Source organism: Bacteroides parvus, assembly GCF_017309675.2.
Taxonomy (GTDB): domain Bacteria; phylum Bacteroidota; class Bacteroidia; order Bacteroidales; family Bacteroidaceae; genus Bacteroides; species Bacteroides uniformis.
The window spans coordinates 142,966-160,160 of the sequence record NZ_CP084680.1; the positions used below are offsets into that span (position 1 = coordinate 142,966).

The window sequence follows — 17,195 nt, forward strand, 5'->3', positions numbered from 1 at the left end:
TTTTACCAGTGGTTCGTTCGTTTGCGGTTGCTTTGAATGCGGAAATCCGACCTGCCCGCCCTTTGTTCCTCGGGCAGCAGCGGAGCCCCTTCGATTGAAATGTCCTCGTCGGCCACCGCCTTCATCCATTCCACCGCCCGTTCGTAACGATCCTTGCGTACCTGGGAAAGTTTCTGCGGGTTGTGGATGCAGAAGATGTGATAGACCGCCATGTCGATGACCATCATCAGCACGAGCTGGTTACGGTTCTCGCCGGTGGCTGCAAAAATCTTGTTGCAGTCGTAGCGTTTGCCCAGATAACACCGCATTTCGGCAATGGCCCTGTCCTCGCAAACCTCAATGACCGTTTCGTCTTCGCGAACCAGTGCGTCGAGGATGTCTCGGTGGATGCTCGCATCGTAATCGGTAAGTTCAACAAATTTGCTCATAGTCCTATTGTTTTAGAGTTGTCATAATCTTTTCTTATTCCGTTTTCTTACATCCTTCCGTGATCGGAATACGGGCGGTTCAATGCGCCTGATCAGTTCGTCAATGATACGGTTCGCCCCTTCGACCGCATCCGGTCCGTCGGCCGGATAGCGCATGGTCAGGGTGAACAACTTGAATTGATCCTCCAGTTCCTTCATGTGCGGATTGTCCCGTTCAGCCTCGTTGAGGATGAGGTTCCCCTCGCGGTTGAGCGGTTCAAGGTTGGCCTCGATGCGCGTAGCCTTGTCCGTCTTCTTCTCCTCGTCGCCCCGGATGAACAGCGCAATCTTCTGTTCGCGGCGTACTTTTGCCACCAGCGGTTTGAACACCTGTTGGAAGAAAGGGTCCTGCAGCTTGTTGTTCTCCATGTAGCAATAGACATTGGTCTTGCCCCCGACAAATTCAAGCATCCGGACATACCAGTCAATGAACTCCGCATTGAGCGCCTGTGCCAGGAAAGTCTTGATGACGTAAAGCCTGCCACCCAATTTGCCACAGAGCGAAACCGTCTTGAAGGATTTGCCTTTCTTACCCTTGCTTTCGCCCGGTGCCGGGTCGCCATACACCACGAGGAACTTGAATTTGGAGAGTGCCGGAACCTTGCCGTATGCAATGTTTTCGAATACCTCTCCCACGGAAATCGGGTTGTTGAAATATTCTCCCTGTGCCGCCTTTTTGGATATTTTGGACAGTGTGCGGTCGATGTCCTCTTCCGAGTTCTTTTCCGGCCATGTGGAAAAACCGTTTTTGTCGCGGATGTTCACGATGTCCCAGGAGTCGGCCATTTCGCCCGCCCTCACCACGCAGCAGTCCTTGGCGATGATGTTTCCGCAGAAGATGACCAGTGTAGGTTCGGAAATGGACCTTGTGGGATACAGCGCATTTTCCCACCAGTCCCAGCGCTTCTGGATGATGTCCGGGTTCTTGGTATCCTCGTCCGTATCAAAGTCATCGACCAGCAGTACGTCGGGACGTATGGCCTCGTTTCGCGAACCACGCGGAGATTGTCCGGCACCCAGTGCGCGGAAAGAGACCTTCCCTTTGGTGGTGAATTCATCCTCGGTCCATGAGCCCGGCAGTTCCTGTTTGCCGTAGTATGCCATGATGCGTCCGTTGGCTTCGAGATTGGCCCGGTAGGGATCGAGCAGGCGCACCGCATTGTCCTTGCTGTTGGAGGTCAGAATCACATTCTTTTTGCGTCCGGTAAGCGTGAGATTCATGACGATGAACATGGTGACGGTGGATTTGGCCAGCTCACGGCTCCAAGAAAGCACCTCAAACCATTCATCGTGTGCAATGATCCGCCGGATAGCCTTTTTCTGGAAGTCGGCAAATTCATATTTGACATAATTCGGAAAAAAGAACTTGATCCATTCTATGGGATGTTTCTCAAGATATTCCCGGTGTTTTTCCCGTTCGGCTGCCGTCATGTTCCTATCGACCGGTGTAGCCCTTGCGATGTCTTCTTTGTACTTCTCCCAATCGAGGAGAGCGAGTCTGTCAGTCTGTTTCATTGTCTATCCCTTTATAATTTGTCTTTAATGTACGCATCGGCCAGGCGTGTAATTTCCTTTGCCTTTTCGAGGTCGGCCGCCCGTACCCAGTCGATGAGCCCGGTGAGGACACTGATGATGTCGGCAATGCCCACTTCCTGCTCCATGTTGCGTATGGCCGCCGACAGTTTCCCGAGGATGTCAGCCTCCTTGGATGAGGGGAACCGTTCCCCTTCGGGCCGTTCGGCGATGGCCTTGTTTATTTCGGCCACCTGCCGGTAGAGGTTAGCCACCTGTTCCTGCCTTGTGAGCGTAAGCCCCACCTTCTGTTCCTCCCACTTCCCGGCCCGTACCCAGTTGGACACGGACACCCGTGACACGCCCACCCGGTCGGCGATTTCCTGCTGTGTGAGGTTTTCCTTGAGGTACAAAGTTTTTGCCCATTCCTTTTTCTGGGCATTCGTCAAATCTGCCATAAATCGTCCTTTTTAGTTGTAAATCACGTTACAAAATTGCATGAAAAAGCGGGGTTTGTAAAAGCGCGTACGCATGATGACGGGTTACAGCGTTATGATAACGCCAGAAAACGTTATGATGCGGACGCGGTTTCTTGGTGCCATGGGAATGTTCTATTTTCGCACCATCGAAAGGCGGGGAAACCGCTGGTAAAGACATGACGATGAGCAGATTTTTCAATATTACAACGAGTGACGACGGCACCAGTACGATATTCCTGTACGGGGACATCGGAGACTATACGGAGGTGCAAAGCGGGCGCATAGCCCAGGAACTGATGGAAGCCGAACGCGTGAGCCGACGCATCCATGTGCGTATCAACAGCAACGGCGGGGAAGTGTACAGCGGCATTGCGATATTCAACGCCCTGCGCCATAGCCAGGCCGACATCCGCATTTATGTGGATGGCATAGCCGCCAGCATGGCCAGTGTGATAGCCCTTTGCGGCAAGCCCGTAGAAATGAGCAAATATGCCCGTCTGATGCTGCACAGTGTGAGCGGCGGGTGTTACGGCAACAAGCAGGACCTGCAGCGTTGCATGGAAGAGATAGAAAGCCTGGAAGGCAGCTTGAGTGAAATCTATGCCGAGCGGCTGGGCATGAGCAAGGAAGAAGTGAAACAGACCTATTTTGACGGCGAGGACCATTGGCTGACCGCCAAGGAAGCCCTGGACCTTGGTTTCATAGACGACATCTATGATGCAGACCCCGTGCCGGCAGACAGTACACCGGCGCAGATATATACTTTATTCAATAACCGGCTCGTTGAGCCACAAAAAAACAGAGAAGACATGAATCTGGAAGACGTAAAGAAACGCCCGCGCTTCAAGGACTGCGCGAGTGATGCGGATGTGTTCCGCCTGATGGACCAACTGGAGGAAGAGGCAGGCAAGGTACCTATCCTTACGAAAGAGAACACCGACCTGAAGGCCAAGGTGAAGACCTACGAAGACAAGGCTGAAGCCGAAGACCTTGCCGCCCGCAAGCAGCTGCTTGACGCAGCCGAGCAGGACGGTCGCATTGATGCGACTACCCGCCCCATCTACGAAAACCTTTTGGCCAATGACCGCGAGAACGGCGAAAAGGCCCTGGCCCAACTGCCGGTAAAGCGCCGTGTGATGGAAGACCTGCATCTGGAACCGAATGGTGAAGAAAGCCCCTGGAACAGGCGTATGCGAGAAATTAAGGACAAACGTAAAAAGTGATTGAACTATGGCAATAATTGTAAGAAACACGAATTACAGCGGCGAGGTACTGGAACAGTTGCTGACGCTTGCCGCTACGAGCAATGAGATTGTGGAAAAGGGGCTGATCATGGTGATTCCCGGTGTGGAGAAGAAAATCAGCCTGCCGCGCCTGAAGACCGGCAAGATGCTCCAGAAGCGCAAGGAGAACCCCGGCGTGGAGGATTCGAAGGGCAACTTCAACTACGACGAAAAGAGTCTTGACCCGGTGGACTTCATGGCCTTTACGGTGTTTAACCCCCGCACGTTCGAGAACATCTGGCGCAAATGGCAGCCGAAGGGCAACCTGGTATTCTCGGAACTTCCGCCCGAAGCGCAGAACGCCCTGCTTGCCGAGTTGGCCAAGCGGGTACAGTTTGAACTGGGTGACCACTATGTGAACGGTGAATATGGGGATGATGACGACCACTTGTTTAACGGCATCCTGACCCAGATGGCCAAGGATACTGAGGTGATTGTGGTGGACAGCGCAGAATCGACCATGCTGGGCAGACTGAAAGCCATGCGTGCGAAGATTCCCGTGGCCATCCGCAACAACCCGGACCTCCGCATTCTGATGAGCGTGAACGACTTTGACAAGTATGATGACGAGCTGACCCAGCGCGAGTCCAAGAACACGAGCGAAACCGATGTGAATGCCCGTCGCTACAAGGGCATTACCATTGAGACGCTTGCGGCCTGGCCCGATGATCTGATTGTGTGCACCCTCTGTTCGCCCGATGCCGGCGGCAACCTGTTTGCGGCTGTGAACCTGCAGGACGATGAAGACGTGATTCAGATTGACAAGATCTCGAACGCGAGCGAACTGTACTTCTTCAAGATGCTGATGAAGGCTGACACGAACATTGCCTTCGGTGAAGAAGTGGTGGTGCTGGACAAGCGAAGCAACCCCGTGTTCAAGGCGAGCGAGAAGAAGATTTCAGTTGACCCTGCCAGTGTGACCCTTGAGGCAACCGGTGGCAGTGAAGAAGTGACCGTGACCGCCAGCGGAGAATATGAGATAGGCAGTGCCCCTGCCGGCTTCAAGGTGGAAGCGACGGATAAAGGCGTGAAGATTTCGGCCGGTGCAAACAGTGGCAGTCAGAAAACCGGTACACTGACCCTTACGCTCAATGCCGACCGCAGCAAGACGGCCAAGATTACCATTACCCAAAACCAGAAAGAATAAGATGGTATGGCAAAATTGAAGTATCTGGTAATTCACTGTACGGCAACCCCGGAGGGGCGTGAGGTATCATCGGCGGACATCCGGAAGTGGCACACTTCGCCCGTAAGCCAGGGTGGCAGAGGTTGGAAACAGGTGGGCTACACCGACCTGTTCCACCTGCAGGGCGGTGTGGAACGCTTGGTGAACAACAACGAGGATGCGCAGGTGGATCCCTGGGAAGTGACCAACGGAGCCAAGGGGTACAACAGCGTGAGCCGCCACATTGTGTATGCCGGCGGTGTGGCCAAGGACGGCAAGACCCCGAAGGACACCCGCACCGGCTGCCAGAAAAAGGCACTGGAGAAGTATGTGAAGGACTTCCATCGCAGATTCCCGGATGTGCGCATTGTGGGACACAACGAGCTGGCGGCCAAAGCCTGCCCCAGTTTCGATGTACAGAAATGGCTGAAAGAAATAGGTATTAACCAATAATAAAAGAAGCAATCAATGAAACGAATTATGCTGTTTATGATGCTGATGCTGGGAACAGTATCGGCTGTGATGGCCCAAGGGGCCGATGTTCCGGCAACGGACTATGACGCAATGATTGGCACCTTTGCCGGTTTCGTCGGCGGTGTGGTGGTGCTTACTGAAGGGTTGAAAGGTTTGTTCCCCAACATGAAAGGCTGGGTGACGCAGCTGGTGAGCTGGTGTGTGGGCTTGGTGTGCGCGATGCTACTGTGGTGGCTTGATGCCGGATTTGTGAGTGATGTGAGCTGGGACATTGCCTTGCTCTATGGTTTTGGTGCCTCACTTGTAGCCAATGGGGTAGCCGACACGGGACTGGTGCAATGGGTTATCGGACTATTCCGAAAGAAACGCGAGGAAGCAGAATAAAAGGTTGACTGACTAAAAAACGGGTGGTATGGACTTTAGCGAGATCATGAACATTATTCTTAGCGGCGGCCTTGTGGGCACTGCAGCAGCCATCGGTTCCCTGCGTGCTACGGTGAGGAAAGCGAAAGCGGAAGCGATGAAAGCCGAAGCCGACGCAGAGGGTGTGCGTGTGGATAACGCAGAACATGCCACCCGCGTTTTGGTGAGCAATATTGTGGTACCCTTAAAAGAAGAACTGAATGCAACAAGAAAAGACCTGCAGGCCAACAAGCGCGAAATGGCGCGACTGCGCAAGGCCATTGACACTGCCAACAGTTGCCGCCATCATGATGACTGTCCTGTGCTTGGCGGGCTGCGCAAGCAGCAGGAAGAGCACGACGGTGGAGAAGATACAGACGGAATCGGCAAGCACCGACAGCGCGAGCGGAAGCCGACGGGCGGGACTGGTGATGGCGGGTATACCGGCGAGTTCGGTGAAGCTGTCTATACCTGCGGACAGCCTCCGTAAACTTCCTGAAGGTGCCGTGTACCGTGGCAAGAGCGGACAGGCGAATCTGACCGTAGGCAGCGACGACAGCGGGAACATCGTGGCCGAAGCCTCGTGTGACAGTCTGCAGCAGCTGGTGCTATGGTATGAAGAAGAGCTGGCGCGCATCCGTAGCGAAACCAAGAGCGAAATTTCAAATGACGTTCAAACAGTAGAAAAACGCCCTCCGAACCGGATGCGGACGTTTATCACAGGTGTATTGGCCGGCTTATTGGCCGGTGTGTTATTAACCATCAAACTTTATAAACGATGAACAAGAATTTCATGTACGGCATAGGAGCCGTAAAGTATAAGGATTTCACAATCGGGTATATTGAAAAGAACTCGTTTGACCTGGGCGGCAAGAAACCCGAGGCCGCGAAGATCGAGGCCGAACAGGTGCAGGGTGCCCCGGTGCTGGTCATCCCACAGAGTAACGGCGGCATCGCCCCGACGTTCAATGTGATCCAGATGAGCTATTCGAACCTGCACAAACTGCTTGGCGGCAGCCTGCATTATAAGAAAGAAGACTCGGAAAAGAAAACTCCGATCGGCTGGACAGCCCCGTCGGAGGTGCTTGTCATGCAGGGACCATGGGAACTCTCCCTCGTGTCCGGACAGAGCGTACTGATTCCCAACGCCACGCTGCTTTCCAATCCTGCAGGCAAGCTGACCCTTACAGAAACCTCCAAGATAGAGGTTACGCTCGAAGTGGCGATGCCGGAGGACGGTTCGCAGCCTTACGGCGTGTTCGATACGGAAGCAATACCGGACGAGTGGGGGCAGTACAAGCTGCCGCCGGCGGAAGCCGCGGCTGCAGCATCGCTCCAAAGTGAGGAGGGCTAACGTATGGCTGACCGTTTGGAACAACTGATAGAGATGGAGTGTGCGGACGCGCTGCTTGACAGCGGCGTGTCCGTACCTCTTAAAAGGTGGAAGCTTCCGTGGCTGAAACGCCCGGTGGAGGTGCGTGTGACGATGAAGCGTCCGAGGCTGCGGGGTCAGATTCTGCTGGCGCGGGAATACCTGAAGACGGGTGTCAAACCCGATTGGCAACCGAAGGACAAGACCGAGGAACTGGCCTTTGTGGCGGAGCATGGTAAGGCTGTGAGCCGCCTGCTGGCCTATACGGTATGCCGGGGATACGTGTCGCGGCACGTGGGCATCGGGGTGACAGCGTGGGTACTGCGGAACTTTGTGGAGTGGCGTTATCTGACGGCCATGTTCCGAACATTCGAGCGTATGATGGGCACGAAGGATTTTATGCGTATTATCAGCTCGACAGCGCGGGCGAACCCGATGACTCCGAGACTGAGCCAGGCAAGGAAGGGGAGTTAAGAACCCGGTATGAAGGTTCCCATAGCCCTTTCGGCTTCGTGTGGCAGATTGCATCGGCGACCGGCTGGAGCGTGGATTACATCCTTGATGGGGTGAATTACCAGACGCTGATCATGATGCTGAGCGACGCGCCGCGGTATGTGCGGAAAAAGCAAGGCGGCGGAAACGGTGCTCCCAGACCGGAACACAGCGCCGAGGATGAAGCGAACGATATAGTAGGATTTTTTCAAAGCAAACTGGAATGAGCAAACCTGTAGAAATTGAATTTTTGATGAAGGACAAACTCACGCCCGGCATGAACAAGGCCGAACGTGAGGCGCTGGAACTGCGTAATACCGTCAGGCTGCTGGAGGCTGAACTGGAAAGGCTGCGCCTTGCCGGGGAGACGGCTGCCCCCAATCTGGACCAGAGTGCCAATATCGCGCAGATCCATGCACTGGAGAAGCAGCTTGAGGAATTGCGCGGCAAACTGAAACTGCTGCAGGAGGAATCGGAATCCGTGCAGGTCACCCCTGCAGACATGCCCAATGCACAGCGCCAGTTCAACGGGCTTCACAACAGCATCCAGCAGATGGCCCGTGAAATGCCTTCTTTGGCCATGGGACCGCAGATGTTCTTTCTGGCCATATCCAACAACCTGCCGATTTTTACGGACGAACTGGCCCGTGCCCGTAAGGAATATGATGAGCTGCAGAAGTCAGGCAAGAAAGGCACACCGGTATGGAAACAGGTCCTGTCCTCGCTCTTTTCCTGGCAGACGGCCATGACCACCGGCATCATGCTGCTGGTAATGTACGGTGATGAAATCTGGGATTGGACGAAAAACCTGTTCAGTGCCAAAAAAGGCGTGGATGAATTCAACGTATCAGTCAAGGAAATGACCGAGATAGAGAAGGACGGCCGTGCCCAGATGGTGCGTACCCGCTTCGAACTGAAATCGGTCATCGATGAAATAAAGAACTTCACCGGCAGCAAGGAACAGGAAAAGGCGAAGGTAGAGGAACTGAACCGCAAGTACGGGGAATCTTTCGGGTATTATAAAACACTTTCCGAATGGTATGATACCCTTATCCAAAAGAGCGAGGACTATGTACAGGTCCTGCTGCACCAGGCCAATGTCCAGAACCTTGTAAAAAAAGCTGCAGAAGCCGATGAAGAGGTGAATAAAATCAAGGCGCAGAAACCGGAAGAGGCGGAAAGCGCCATGGGTTTTTTCGGGAAATGGGGACAATATATCATGCAGTCAAGCATGGCAGAATCCGGGCAGTTCTATGACGCACAGGCTGCCATCAAGAAACATGATCAGGAAGCTTATGACATACTGTTGAAAAATGCCGAAAACAAACGCGACGGTTATCTGAAAAAAGCGGAGGAAGAGGTAAAGAAAGCGGCAGAAGCAGCCAAAAAAGGAAATATCGGCGGACATACCGACCCCGAACAGTCCGGGAAGAATCCGGAAGCGGAAGCCAAGCAACGGCTTGCCACAGAGCGCAGGCTGGCGCAGGATCTTGCCGCCCTGCAGGCCGAGAACCGGAAGGAAGAGATAGACCGCATGCAAGCCGGTACCGAAAAGAAACTGGCACAAATCGAATATGACTATAACGCCCGGAAAGAAGAAATAAACCGGCAGGAAGCCGACTGGAAGCGTGAGAACAAGGAAGCCGGTCTTTCCACCGGAGATAACGGACTTACCCGGGAGCAACAGGATGAACTTGAAAAAGCCCGTGCCTCAAACACCGAGTCAAGGAAAAAAGCGGAGGCGGACGTGTACAGGGAAGAGGCGGAAGCCATGCGTGACTATCTGAAGGAATACGGGACCTTCCAGCAGCAGAAACTGGCCATCGCTGAAGAATATGCCGAGAAAATCCGCAAGGCACAGTCCCAGGGAGAAAGGCTGACTTTGGAGAAGCAGCGTGATGCGGCTGTGCACAAAGTGGACATGGAAGCCCTTACCCAGAAGATAGACTGGGGAGCAGCGTTCGGGGATTTGACCGGTCTGCTTGCAGACCAGATGAAGAACCTGCTTGGCGAGCTTAAACAGTATGTCAAGACGGATGAGTTCAAAAAAACGGGAGCCGCAGACCAGCAGGTCGTTTACGATGCCATCGAACGGATTCAAAGCATGCTCCCCGGTGGCAACGGGACATTGGATTTTGCCCGGCTGCAAACGCAGATGCACGCTTTGGGGGATGCCGTAACACGCGTGCAAAATGCGGAACTGCAGCAGGAAGCGGCATTCATTCGGTTAAAAGCAGCGCAGACCGATTACAACAAGGCTCTTGAAAGCGGTAACCAGGCAGAAATAGAACGTACTAAAATCGCTCTTCAAATGGCCCAATCGTCCAGCATTTCAGCTGACGAAGAATACCTGAACGCCACCTCTGAAATGAAGGCGCTTGCCGGGGAGGTGAAAAGTGCCTCCCGGGACACGGTTGACGGGTTGAACATGGTATCCGACGGGTTGCACGGCTTTGCGAGCGGAACCTTGCAGGGATCATTTGAAGGAATCCAGAACATGCTTACCGGTCTTTCAAAACTGAATATCGGAGGCAAGGTCGGCGATGCCATCAGCCGGATGTCCGAAACCCTGTCAAGTGCCGGAGTCATCGGACAAATCATATCGGCCATTCTCTCCATACTGGATTTGCTGAAAGACGGTATTGGCCCGATTATCTCATCATTGATAGATACCATTTTCAATGCGATAACCGGAATACTCGACAATATCCTCAGCGGAGACCTGTTCAAACAGATAGGCGGTTCCCTTGTGAATGGTATCGGAGGACTGCTGAACACGGTGTCTTTCGGAGGTTTCAACAAACTGTTCGGCATCGGCGGGAACGCCAGGGAAGTGCAGGCGGCTATAGACCGTCTTACGGACCGGAACGAGAAACTGCAGACTTCCATCGAAGACCTGACCGATACCATTAAGGCAAGCAAGGGGACAAAATCGGTGGAAGCTTACCGGGATGCTTACAAATACCAAAAAGAAACGAATGCAAACTATCTGCAGATAGCAAAGGAACAGGCACGCTACAGCGGAAGTCACCACAGCTGGAACTACTACTGGGGCGGTTTCAACCAGGCACAGATAGACAAACTGAGCGGACAGATCGGCCGCCAGTGGGACGGGAACCTGTGGAGCCTGAGCCCGGAGGAAATGAAGGCACTGCGCAGCAACGTGGATATGTGGACGCAAATCCAGAATACCGGTAAGGGAGGCTATGGCGGGCGACTGACCGAGAAACTGGATGACTACATAGACCAGGCCGGCAAGCTGGAGGAACTGACCGACCAGCTGTATGAAGGGCTGACGGGCATTTCGTTCGACGGTATGTACAGCAGCTTCATCGACAACCTGATGAACATGAAGTACGGTGCCAAGGATGCGGCGGAGGATATATCCGAGTACTTCATGCGGGCGATGCTGAGCAACAAGATCGGTGAGATGTACAGCGACAAACTGAAAGGCTGGTGGGAGAAGTTCGGCAAGGCCATGGAGGACAACGAACTGACCGAGGCGGAACGGAACGCGCTGATGGAAGAGTACATGCAGTATATGGATGAAGCCCTTGCCCTGCGTGACAACCTGGCGGCAGCCACCGGTTATGACAAGACGCAGCAGGGCGGTACGAGCCAAAGTGCGAAAGCGGGCGGCTTTACGGCCATGACGCAGGACCAGGGCACGAAGCTGGAGGGCATGTTCACCGGCGGGCTGCAGCACTGGAGCAGCATGGACGACCGGCTGGAAAGCGTGGTGGAGAAGATGGACACGGCTGAAGGGCATCTGGCCCGGATAGCCGAGAACACCGGTGTGAGCGCCGGACACCTGGGCGAACTGAAGGAAGTGATAAAGAAAATGATACGTGACGGACTAAAAGTGAAGTGATATGGGCAATATACTGAGCGGACTGGTGCTGGTGAACGGCACGGACATCTGGACGGAATACGGCGTGTTCCTGGTGGAAGACCGGCGCGGGGGCATGGAGAACCTGACGGCCATCCTGACCCCGAGCAAGGCCAAGAAGGATACGGCTGTGGACATACGGGAAGAGCACGGGGAAAAATACAGCCCCGTGCTGACCCCACGGAATGAAGCGCGTGACGTGACGCTGCATTTTGCGCTTTACAACAAGACCCAGGCAGGCTGGATGAAGCAGTACTTTGCCTTTGTGAATTTCCTGAAGCAAGGGAAGGACGGCTGGCTGGAGATCCGTTTCCCCCAGCTGGATCTGCAGCTGCGGGTGAAGTATGCCGACTGTACGAAGTTCACCCCGCTGACCTATCTGTGGACGGAAGGTGTGCATGCCGGAAAGTTCCGGGTAAAGTTCCGGGAACCGAAACCGATTATATAACCATTCAAACGCTATTAGAATATGCTTCTAACGATATATGATAAAGCCGGAACCAAGCGTGCGGATGTGGCCGTGAACGACAGCTCGACGCAAAGCAAGGAAGTGCAGGGAGACAATGTGCTTTCCCTGTCGTTCAGCTATTATGCCTTCCTGCCCCTGGACGTGAACGACTACACGGACTATCTGGGCGAACGGTACTGGCTGACAGAACGCTACACGCCGAAGCAGGTGAGCGATGGTGAATGGGAGTATAACCTGAAGCTGTACGGTATCGAGAGCCTAATCAAGCGGTTCCTGGTGCTGGAGACGACGGACGGGGACACCAACCCCCTGTTTACCCTGACGGCCACGCCCCGCGAGCATGTGGCGATGGTGGTGAAGGCTATCAATAACGGCATGGGCCACATTACTGACTGGAAGACGGGTACGGTGGAAGGTACGGAGCTGATCACGATAGACTACGAGGGGATGTACTGCGACGAAGCGCTGAAAGCCATCGCGGAAAAGGCAGGCGGCAAGGTGGAATGGTGGGTTGAGGGGCAGACTGTGAACGTGTGCCGCTGCGAACACGGGGAAGAAATCACCCTTGGCTATGGCAAGGGGCTGACCTCCCTGGAAAGAGATACGAGCAACACGGCCAAATTCTATACGCGCCTGTTCCCGGTAGGCTCGACCCGCAACATCGATGCGGAGAAATACGGCAGCCCGCGTCTGATGCTTCCCGGCGGCAGGAAGTACATCGAGCAGGGCGTGGAGGAATATGGCATCTATGACCATTACGAGCAGGATGCTTTCAGCGGCATCTTCCCCCGTCGGGTCGGTACGGTGAGCTCGGTTCGCAGCGAGGAGGTGGCAGACGATGAAGGAAACAAATTCACCGTCTATTATTTCCGGGACGGGGAACTGGACTTTGACCCTAACCTGTACGAGCTGGCCGGAGAAACCAAACGTGTGTCGTTCCAGACGGGCGACCTTGCCGGACTGGGAGAAAGCGATGACCACTACTTTGAGGTGAACTACGACAGCGCGGCACGTGAATTCGAACTGATCACCATCTGGCCCTACGATGACGACACCCAGCTGCCGGGCGGCAAGCTGGTGCCCCGAGCAGGCGACACCTATATCCTGTGGAATATCCGGATGCCGGATGAGTATTACCGGCTGGCCGAAGAGGAGTTTGCGGTTGCGGTGGACGAGTACAACCGGGACCACTGGCTGGACATTGCCGCCTACAAAGCCCCGACAGACCCGGTATACATCGAGGAGCACGGCATAGACCTGTTTGTGGGCAGACGGGTGAAGCTGGAGAGCCGGAAGTATTTCCCGGAAAAAGGCTACCGTCAGAGCCGTATCACCAAGATCAGCCGCAAGGTGAACGAACCCGGGCAGATGGACATCGAGATAAGCGATGCGCTGCAGGTGGGCAAGTTCGACAAGGTGACGGACAGCATCGGTGCGCTGAAAAGCTATACGAAATCAAAGACGGAAGGCGCTGCCCTTCCGGACATCATACGAAGCTGGGACAAGACGCTGCCCACGGACAACAACCTGTTTTCCGCCCGGCGCAGCCAGAAAGAGTTCCTGAGCAAGAACCAGCCGGACACAGCCAAAGAGTCCATCCGCTTCCTGAAGGGTGTGAGCTTTGGCGAGGCTGCTGGCGGCAAGCCCTGCGGCATCGTGGATGGTGAGGGCAATGCCGAATACTTGACTGCCGTGATCCGCGAACTGCTGCGCAGCACGGAGTTTGTGGACGGGCTGACCGGTGAGGGCTGGCAGCTGTGGATTGACCAGCTGACCGGACTGACAAACCTGACGGTGGACAAAGTGACTGCCCGGCAAAGCCTGGTGGCGCTGGAACTGCTGATCGAGAAGGTGCGCAGCGTGTGCGGCCAGCTGGTGGTGTCCGCTGCCAACGGCAAGATCAAGGACGTGGTGAAGCAGGGCGACAACTACCGCATCGTGTTTGAGCAGGAATCGGGCTTTGTGGCCCATGACCTGATGCGCTGTGCGGTTACGGGTGGTAAGAAACTAAAAGCATACTGGGTGGAGGTGGCTTCGGTGATAGCCGGCGGTGTACTGGTCCCGGTAAGCGAGTTTGGCGGGGTGAAGCCGGAGGCAGGCGATGAGTGCGTGCTGATGGGCAACACCGAAACCCCGCTCCGGCAGAACCTTATATCCATTGCGGCCACGGAGGACGGACAGCCCCGTATCGACATTCTGGACGGTGTGAAGGCCAAGAACTTCAACGGCTGCCTTCGTTGCCGGCTGGGTAAGCTGGACGGCATCAGGAGCAGCGCTTTCCCGGCAGACAAACAGCCGAAAGGAAACGGCCTGTATGCCGACAACGTGTGGCTGAAGGGTACGTTCGTGTTGATGACGGGCGAGGACATCCTGACGCGGTTTGAGATAACCGAGGGGAAAATCCATTCAGCCGTGGAAAGCTTGCGCAAGGAAATACGCGAAGAACAGAGTTATCTGGACAACAGCAGTTTTGCCGACGGCATGGACAAATGGAAGACGGGCAGCAAGGCTACGCTGTTCACCCTGGGCGGACGCTGGATCTGGGCGAACGGCGGTCCTTACGGTACGAAGCCGGACGGCCATGCCGAGATACGGACCGACGGCAAGGTGCCTTATGCCTATATCCGGAACAGCTATATCATGCAGAAACTGGAGGACTTCCGGCTGGTACCGGAGTACCGGCAGACGAACAGCCAGGGCGAACGGGTGCCCGGCGTGGTGTATCTGTCGTTCAGCTACCGGGTTATCAAGGCCGGAAGGTTGAAAATAGAATTTGTGAACGCTGATAAGACCGGGTTTGAGAACTTCAACATGTTCGGCCATGAAGAGGACCTGCCCGTTGGCGGTGAGAAGATGTTCACGTTGGACGGACTTTGGAACGGCACTGGCGACTTCAAGCTGTCGTTTACGGGCGTGATTTACATTTCGCTGCTGGTGTTCAGCACCAACAAGGCGGACGCACTGGCCTATAAGTACCGTACACTGTTCGAACAGAGCGACCGGCTGGTAAAGATTTCAGCGGCGGTCTTCGACAAGGACGGTAATGCGCTGAAAGAGACCGGGCTTGTCATAAAGCCTGAAGGTTCCGGTCTGTATGCGCAGGACAATACAGGAAAGATTGCCCTTATCGGGGTGAGCGTGGAGGAAGAGGACGAGTACGGAAATACCGTGAGCAAAATCAAGCTGACAGCCGACCATATACAGCTGGAGGGACTGGTAACGGCCAACGGCAACTTCAAGATACTGGAAGACGGCAGCATTGAAACGACCAACGGTAAGTTTACCGGAGAGATAGACAGCAGCAAAGGGAAAATCGGCGGCTTTGAGATAGGGAACGGCCGTATCGGTTCTGTGGCCGACTCTCACGGGAGCGGTGGCGGTCTTGCCATTTATGATGATTTTTTCCGTGTCGGCGGCAGCAAAGGATATGTGATGTTCGGTGATGATGTGATACCGTCTTCTGCAGGAGGAGCTTTTACCGCTGTCGGTCGTATCGTGAACTCAGCCCCCAATATATACGGGAATTACGGCTTCGACCAAGCGAACTATGGATTGTTTATAGATGTTACCGGCGGTACGAAGAACTACGGTATCAGCAGCAATGCGGCATTACTTGCCCCGGCGTTTATCAATACGAAAGCCAAGCTGCTTACCTTCGGAAGTGGAAACTACACGGTGGATTTCTCACAACACAATATCATTTTGATGTATTACAATGAACCCAACTACAGTAAGGTAGAGGTTACGCTGCCGTCGGAAAGTTCTGTGGCATACAAGTTCGGCATGAGTTACTTGCCTACCGATTTTGCAGCCATTGTCACGTTCAGGGTCAGACCCGGTTCAAAGAATATCATACTAAAAGGTATCTATAACCACAATGAAGATTTGCAAAACTACGAGATGGCATCCGGGGACTCCGTAACGGTACTTATTACAAAAGCGGACGGATTCCGTTACCAGATATTGAATCATTCATCCTAAAAAACAGATATATATGAAAAAGTTAGATTTCAGGAATTTCAGCGTTCCCACCGGAATAACCCGTCAGACGAGGGAGGTTTTCGATGCACGTGAGCAGATAGCCGATTTGCTGTATACGCGTGTCAGTGGCATCAAGGCCCATCGGCTTGCGTTCAAGATTTTCGAGAGTACCGGCGAGACCGAGTTCAGCGATGAGGAAACCGGGATGATACACATGGCGGTGGAACGCTATTGTCTTCCCAATGTGATAGATGCCCTGAACGAAATCCTGGGCGGGTCAGAAACCGATAAAAACGAATGAGTATGGCAGAAATGACACAAGAAGAACTGGTTCAGGAAGTGCTGGACCGTGTACTCCAGAGTTCTACCGGCGTGGAGGACTTGGAGACCGTCACCTCGCTGAGCGGTGTGAAATCACTGCCCGGGGAGAAGGACGGCAAGATGGTGAACGTCCCCCTGGAACTGATAGGGAAGCCTGCGAGCGATGCCGCCGCCCGTGCCGAGGCTGCCGCCAAGAAAGCGGAAGGAGCCGTAGCCGGACTGGAGGAAAAGACCCAGGCCGCCACGGAAGCGGCCACCAAGGCCAACGAAGCGGCAGCCAAGGCAGAAAACGCCGCTGCCAAGGTGGAACAGACTACGGCAGCAGCCATCGGCGGGGCTACCGCACGCTTTTCCTCATGGATGGAAACAGGCAACGTTTTACCTGACAAGAGTACCAAACCGGGCGGCAGCGTAGTGTATGTAGCGGATGCCGGGAAGTTCGCCTACCACATGGACTCCACCCTGTACGGGGACTGGGATGTGGCGGGTGTGCCTCCTGCCGGCATATTCATGAATGCGGACCGGACAGCCATCCTGCCGGACAAGCTCTACCTGCTGGGTGATGCCGTATATACCGGAACAGGCGGCAGCCTGAGACTGCTGGCCTACCGGCATGAGGTGATGAGCGGGGAAGCTTACGAGGCGCTGCAGGACAAGGATGCGAATACGCTGTATCTGATTTATGAGGAGGATTGACGATGATAACCATAGGCGGTAAGGAAATAACGGCTGCGTATGTGGGGAAACGTGCCCTGTCGGCAGTCTATGCCGGGGCAAGACTGGTGTGGTCTGCGATAAGCAGCTGTTTCGGACTTGGATACTGGAAAGGCGACGAGCCGTGGAACGGATCGGACGCATGGAACGGTAGCAGTAAAACTGATAAATGAAT

At 54.5% G+C, this 17,195-nt stretch carries 18 protein-coding genes; 15 read left to right on the plus strand and 3 right to left on the minus strand.

Annotation, left to right across the window (positions count from 1 at the left end):
* Positions 1-2 precede the first annotated feature (2 nt).
* From JXR92_RS00630 to JXR92_RS00640, 3 genes are read right to left on the minus strand one after another with little or no spacing between them, the layout of a single operon-like run.
* Positions 3-428 carry a phage protein Gp36 family protein gene (locus JXR92_RS00630; RefSeq protein ID WP_007562516.1) on the minus strand — a complete coding sequence of 142 codons (426 nt, stop codon included), beginning with the start codon at positions 426-428 and terminating at the stop codon, positions 3-5.
* Positions 429-449: 21 nt separating this feature from the next.
* Positions 450-1,982, minus strand: coding sequence for a hypothetical protein (locus tag JXR92_RS00635; RefSeq protein ID WP_007562515.1), 1,533 nt, complete (start codon positions 1,980-1,982; stop codon positions 450-452).
* A gap of 11 nt (positions 1,983-1,993) precedes the next feature.
* Positions 1,994-2,437: a helix-turn-helix domain-containing protein gene (locus JXR92_RS00640; RefSeq protein WP_007562513.1), complete on the minus strand. Its 444-nt coding sequence runs from the start codon at positions 2,435-2,437 to the stop codon at positions 1,994-1,996.
* A 203-nt stretch (positions 2,438-2,640) separates the two neighbouring features.
* Here JXR92_RS00640 and JXR92_RS00645 point away from each other — a divergent pair, with 203 nt between their 5' ends.
* The 15 genes from JXR92_RS00645 to JXR92_RS00715 are packed head-to-tail and all read left to right on the plus strand — an operon-like array spanning position 2,641 to position 17,193.
* A complete protein-coding gene (locus tag JXR92_RS00645) occupies positions 2,641-3,681 on the plus strand; it encodes a head maturation protease, ClpP-related (protein WP_022199168.1) in 1,041 nt (346 codons plus the stop codon).
* A gap of 7 nt (positions 3,682-3,688) precedes the next feature.
* Complete coding sequence (locus JXR92_RS00650) at positions 3,689-4,888, plus strand: BACON domain-containing protein (RefSeq protein WP_117737026.1); 1,200 nt, start codon at positions 3,689-3,691, stop codon at positions 4,886-4,888.
* A gap of 6 nt (positions 4,889-4,894) precedes the next feature.
* A complete protein-coding gene (locus JXR92_RS00655) occupies positions 4,895-5,359 on the plus strand; it encodes an N-acetylmuramoyl-L-alanine amidase (RefSeq protein WP_007562507.1) in 465 nt (154 codons plus the stop codon).
* A 15-nt stretch (positions 5,360-5,374) separates the two neighbouring features.
* Positions 5,375-5,764 carry a hypothetical protein gene (locus JXR92_RS00660; protein ID WP_007562505.1) on the plus strand — a complete coding sequence of 130 codons (390 nt, stop codon included), beginning with the start codon at positions 5,375-5,377 and terminating at the stop codon, positions 5,762-5,764.
* A gap of 28 nt (positions 5,765-5,792) precedes the next feature.
* Complete coding sequence (locus tag JXR92_RS00665) at positions 5,793-6,272, plus strand: hypothetical protein (RefSeq protein WP_007562503.1); 480 nt, start codon at positions 5,793-5,795, stop codon at positions 6,270-6,272.
* Positions 6,238-6,564 (plus strand): hypothetical protein, encoded by a 327-nt coding sequence (locus JXR92_RS00670; RefSeq protein ID WP_224205180.1) that lies wholly within the window; start codon positions 6,238-6,240, stop codon positions 6,562-6,564. The genes JXR92_RS00665 and JXR92_RS00670 overlap by 35 nt, the downstream gene beginning before the upstream one ends.
* Positions 6,561-7,136 carry a hypothetical protein gene (locus JXR92_RS00675; protein WP_206897509.1) on the plus strand — a complete coding sequence of 192 codons (576 nt, stop codon included), beginning with the start codon at positions 6,561-6,563 and terminating at the stop codon, positions 7,134-7,136. The genes JXR92_RS00670 and JXR92_RS00675 overlap by 4 nt, the downstream gene beginning before the upstream one ends.
* Positions 7,137-7,139: 3 nt before the next feature.
* A complete protein-coding gene (locus JXR92_RS00680) occupies positions 7,140-7,628 on the plus strand; it encodes a hypothetical protein (RefSeq protein ID WP_206897510.1) in 489 nt (162 codons plus the stop codon).
* 38 nt (positions 7,629-7,666) lie between these two features.
* Positions 7,667-7,873 (plus strand): hypothetical protein, encoded by a 207-nt coding sequence (locus JXR92_RS00685; RefSeq protein ID WP_007562496.1) that lies wholly within the window; start codon positions 7,667-7,669, stop codon positions 7,871-7,873.
* Positions 7,870-11,517 carry a phage tail family protein gene (locus JXR92_RS00690; RefSeq protein WP_206897511.1) on the plus strand — a complete coding sequence of 1,216 codons (3,648 nt, stop codon included), beginning with the start codon at positions 7,870-7,872 and terminating at the stop codon, positions 11,515-11,517. Before JXR92_RS00685 ends, JXR92_RS00690 begins: the two co-directional genes overlap by 4 nt.
* Position 11,518: 1 nt before the next feature.
* The gene (locus JXR92_RS00695) at positions 11,519-11,983 is read left to right on the plus strand and encodes a hypothetical protein (protein ID WP_005798248.1); all 465 of its coding nucleotides are present in this window, start codon (positions 11,519-11,521) and stop codon (positions 11,981-11,983) included.
* 21 nt (positions 11,984-12,004) lie between these two features.
* The gene (locus JXR92_RS00700; RefSeq protein ID WP_007751559.1) at positions 12,005-15,985 is read left to right on the plus strand and encodes a hypothetical protein; all 3,981 of its coding nucleotides are present in this window, start codon (positions 12,005-12,007) and stop codon (positions 15,983-15,985) included.
* 13 nt (positions 15,986-15,998) lie between these two features.
* Positions 15,999-16,286, plus strand: a complete 288-nt coding sequence (locus JXR92_RS00705; RefSeq protein WP_005798244.1) for a hypothetical protein — start codon at positions 15,999-16,001, stop codon at positions 16,284-16,286.
* Positions 16,283-17,002 carry a hypothetical protein gene (locus JXR92_RS00710; RefSeq protein WP_007571287.1) on the plus strand — a complete coding sequence of 240 codons (720 nt, stop codon included), beginning with the start codon at positions 16,283-16,285 and terminating at the stop codon, positions 17,000-17,002. Before JXR92_RS00705 ends, JXR92_RS00710 begins: the two co-directional genes overlap by 4 nt.
* Positions 17,003-17,004: 2 nt before the next feature.
* On the plus strand, positions 17,005-17,193 hold the full coding sequence (locus JXR92_RS00715; protein ID WP_007562482.1) for a hypothetical protein: 189 nt from the start codon (positions 17,005-17,007) through the stop codon (positions 17,191-17,193).
* Positions 17,194-17,195: the final 2 nt, after the last annotated feature.

What these genes read in the sequence shown, in the direction of transcription:
- JXR92_RS00675 (WP_206897509.1), top strand. Translation starts at nt 6,561, where the DNA reads ATGAACAAGAATTTCATGTACGGCATAGGAGCCGTAAAGTATAAGGAT.
- JXR92_RS00665 (WP_007562503.1), top strand. Translation starts at nt 5,793, where the DNA reads ATGGACTTTAGCGAGATCATGAACATTATTCTTAGCGGCGGCCTTGTG.
- JXR92_RS00705 (WP_005798244.1), top strand. Translation starts at nt 15,999, where the DNA reads ATGAAAAAGTTAGATTTCAGGAATTTCAGCGTTCCCACCGGAATAACC.
- JXR92_RS00650 (WP_117737026.1), top strand. Translation starts at nt 3,689, where the DNA reads ATGGCAATAATTGTAAGAAACACGAATTACAGCGGCGAGGTACTGGAA.
- JXR92_RS00715 (WP_007562482.1), top strand. Translation starts at nt 17,005, where the DNA reads ATGATAACCATAGGCGGTAAGGAAATAACGGCTGCGTATGTGGGGAAA.
- JXR92_RS00655 (WP_007562507.1), top strand. Translation starts at nt 4,895, where the DNA reads ATGGCAAAATTGAAGTATCTGGTAATTCACTGTACGGCAACCCCGGAG.
- JXR92_RS00645 (WP_022199168.1), top strand. Translation starts at nt 2,641, where the DNA reads ATGAGCAGATTTTTCAATATTACAACGAGTGACGACGGCACCAGTACG.
- JXR92_RS00695 (WP_005798248.1), top strand. Translation starts at nt 11,519, where the DNA reads ATGGGCAATATACTGAGCGGACTGGTGCTGGTGAACGGCACGGACATC.
- JXR92_RS00640 (WP_007562513.1), bottom strand. Translation starts at nt 2,437, where the DNA reads ATGGCAGATTTGACGAATGCCCAGAAAAAGGAATGGGCAAAAACTTTG.
- JXR92_RS00700 (WP_007751559.1), top strand. Translation starts at nt 12,005, where the DNA reads ATGCTTCTAACGATATATGATAAAGCCGGAACCAAGCGTGCGGATGTG.
- JXR92_RS00710 (WP_007571287.1), top strand. Translation starts at nt 16,283, where the DNA reads ATGAGTATGGCAGAAATGACACAAGAAGAACTGGTTCAGGAAGTGCTG.
- JXR92_RS00635 (WP_007562515.1), bottom strand. Translation starts at nt 1,982, where the DNA reads ATGAAACAGACTGACAGACTCGCTCTCCTCGATTGGGAGAAGTACAAA.
- JXR92_RS00680 (WP_206897510.1), top strand. Translation starts at nt 7,140, where the DNA reads ATGGCTGACCGTTTGGAACAACTGATAGAGATGGAGTGTGCGGACGCG.
- JXR92_RS00630 (WP_007562516.1), bottom strand. Translation starts at nt 428, where the DNA reads ATGAGCAAATTTGTTGAACTTACCGATTACGATGCGAGCATCCACCGA.
- JXR92_RS00690 (WP_206897511.1), top strand. Translation starts at nt 7,870, where the DNA reads ATGAGCAAACCTGTAGAAATTGAATTTTTGATGAAGGACAAACTCACG.
- JXR92_RS00660 (WP_007562505.1), top strand. Translation starts at nt 5,375, where the DNA reads ATGAAACGAATTATGCTGTTTATGATGCTGATGCTGGGAACAGTATCG.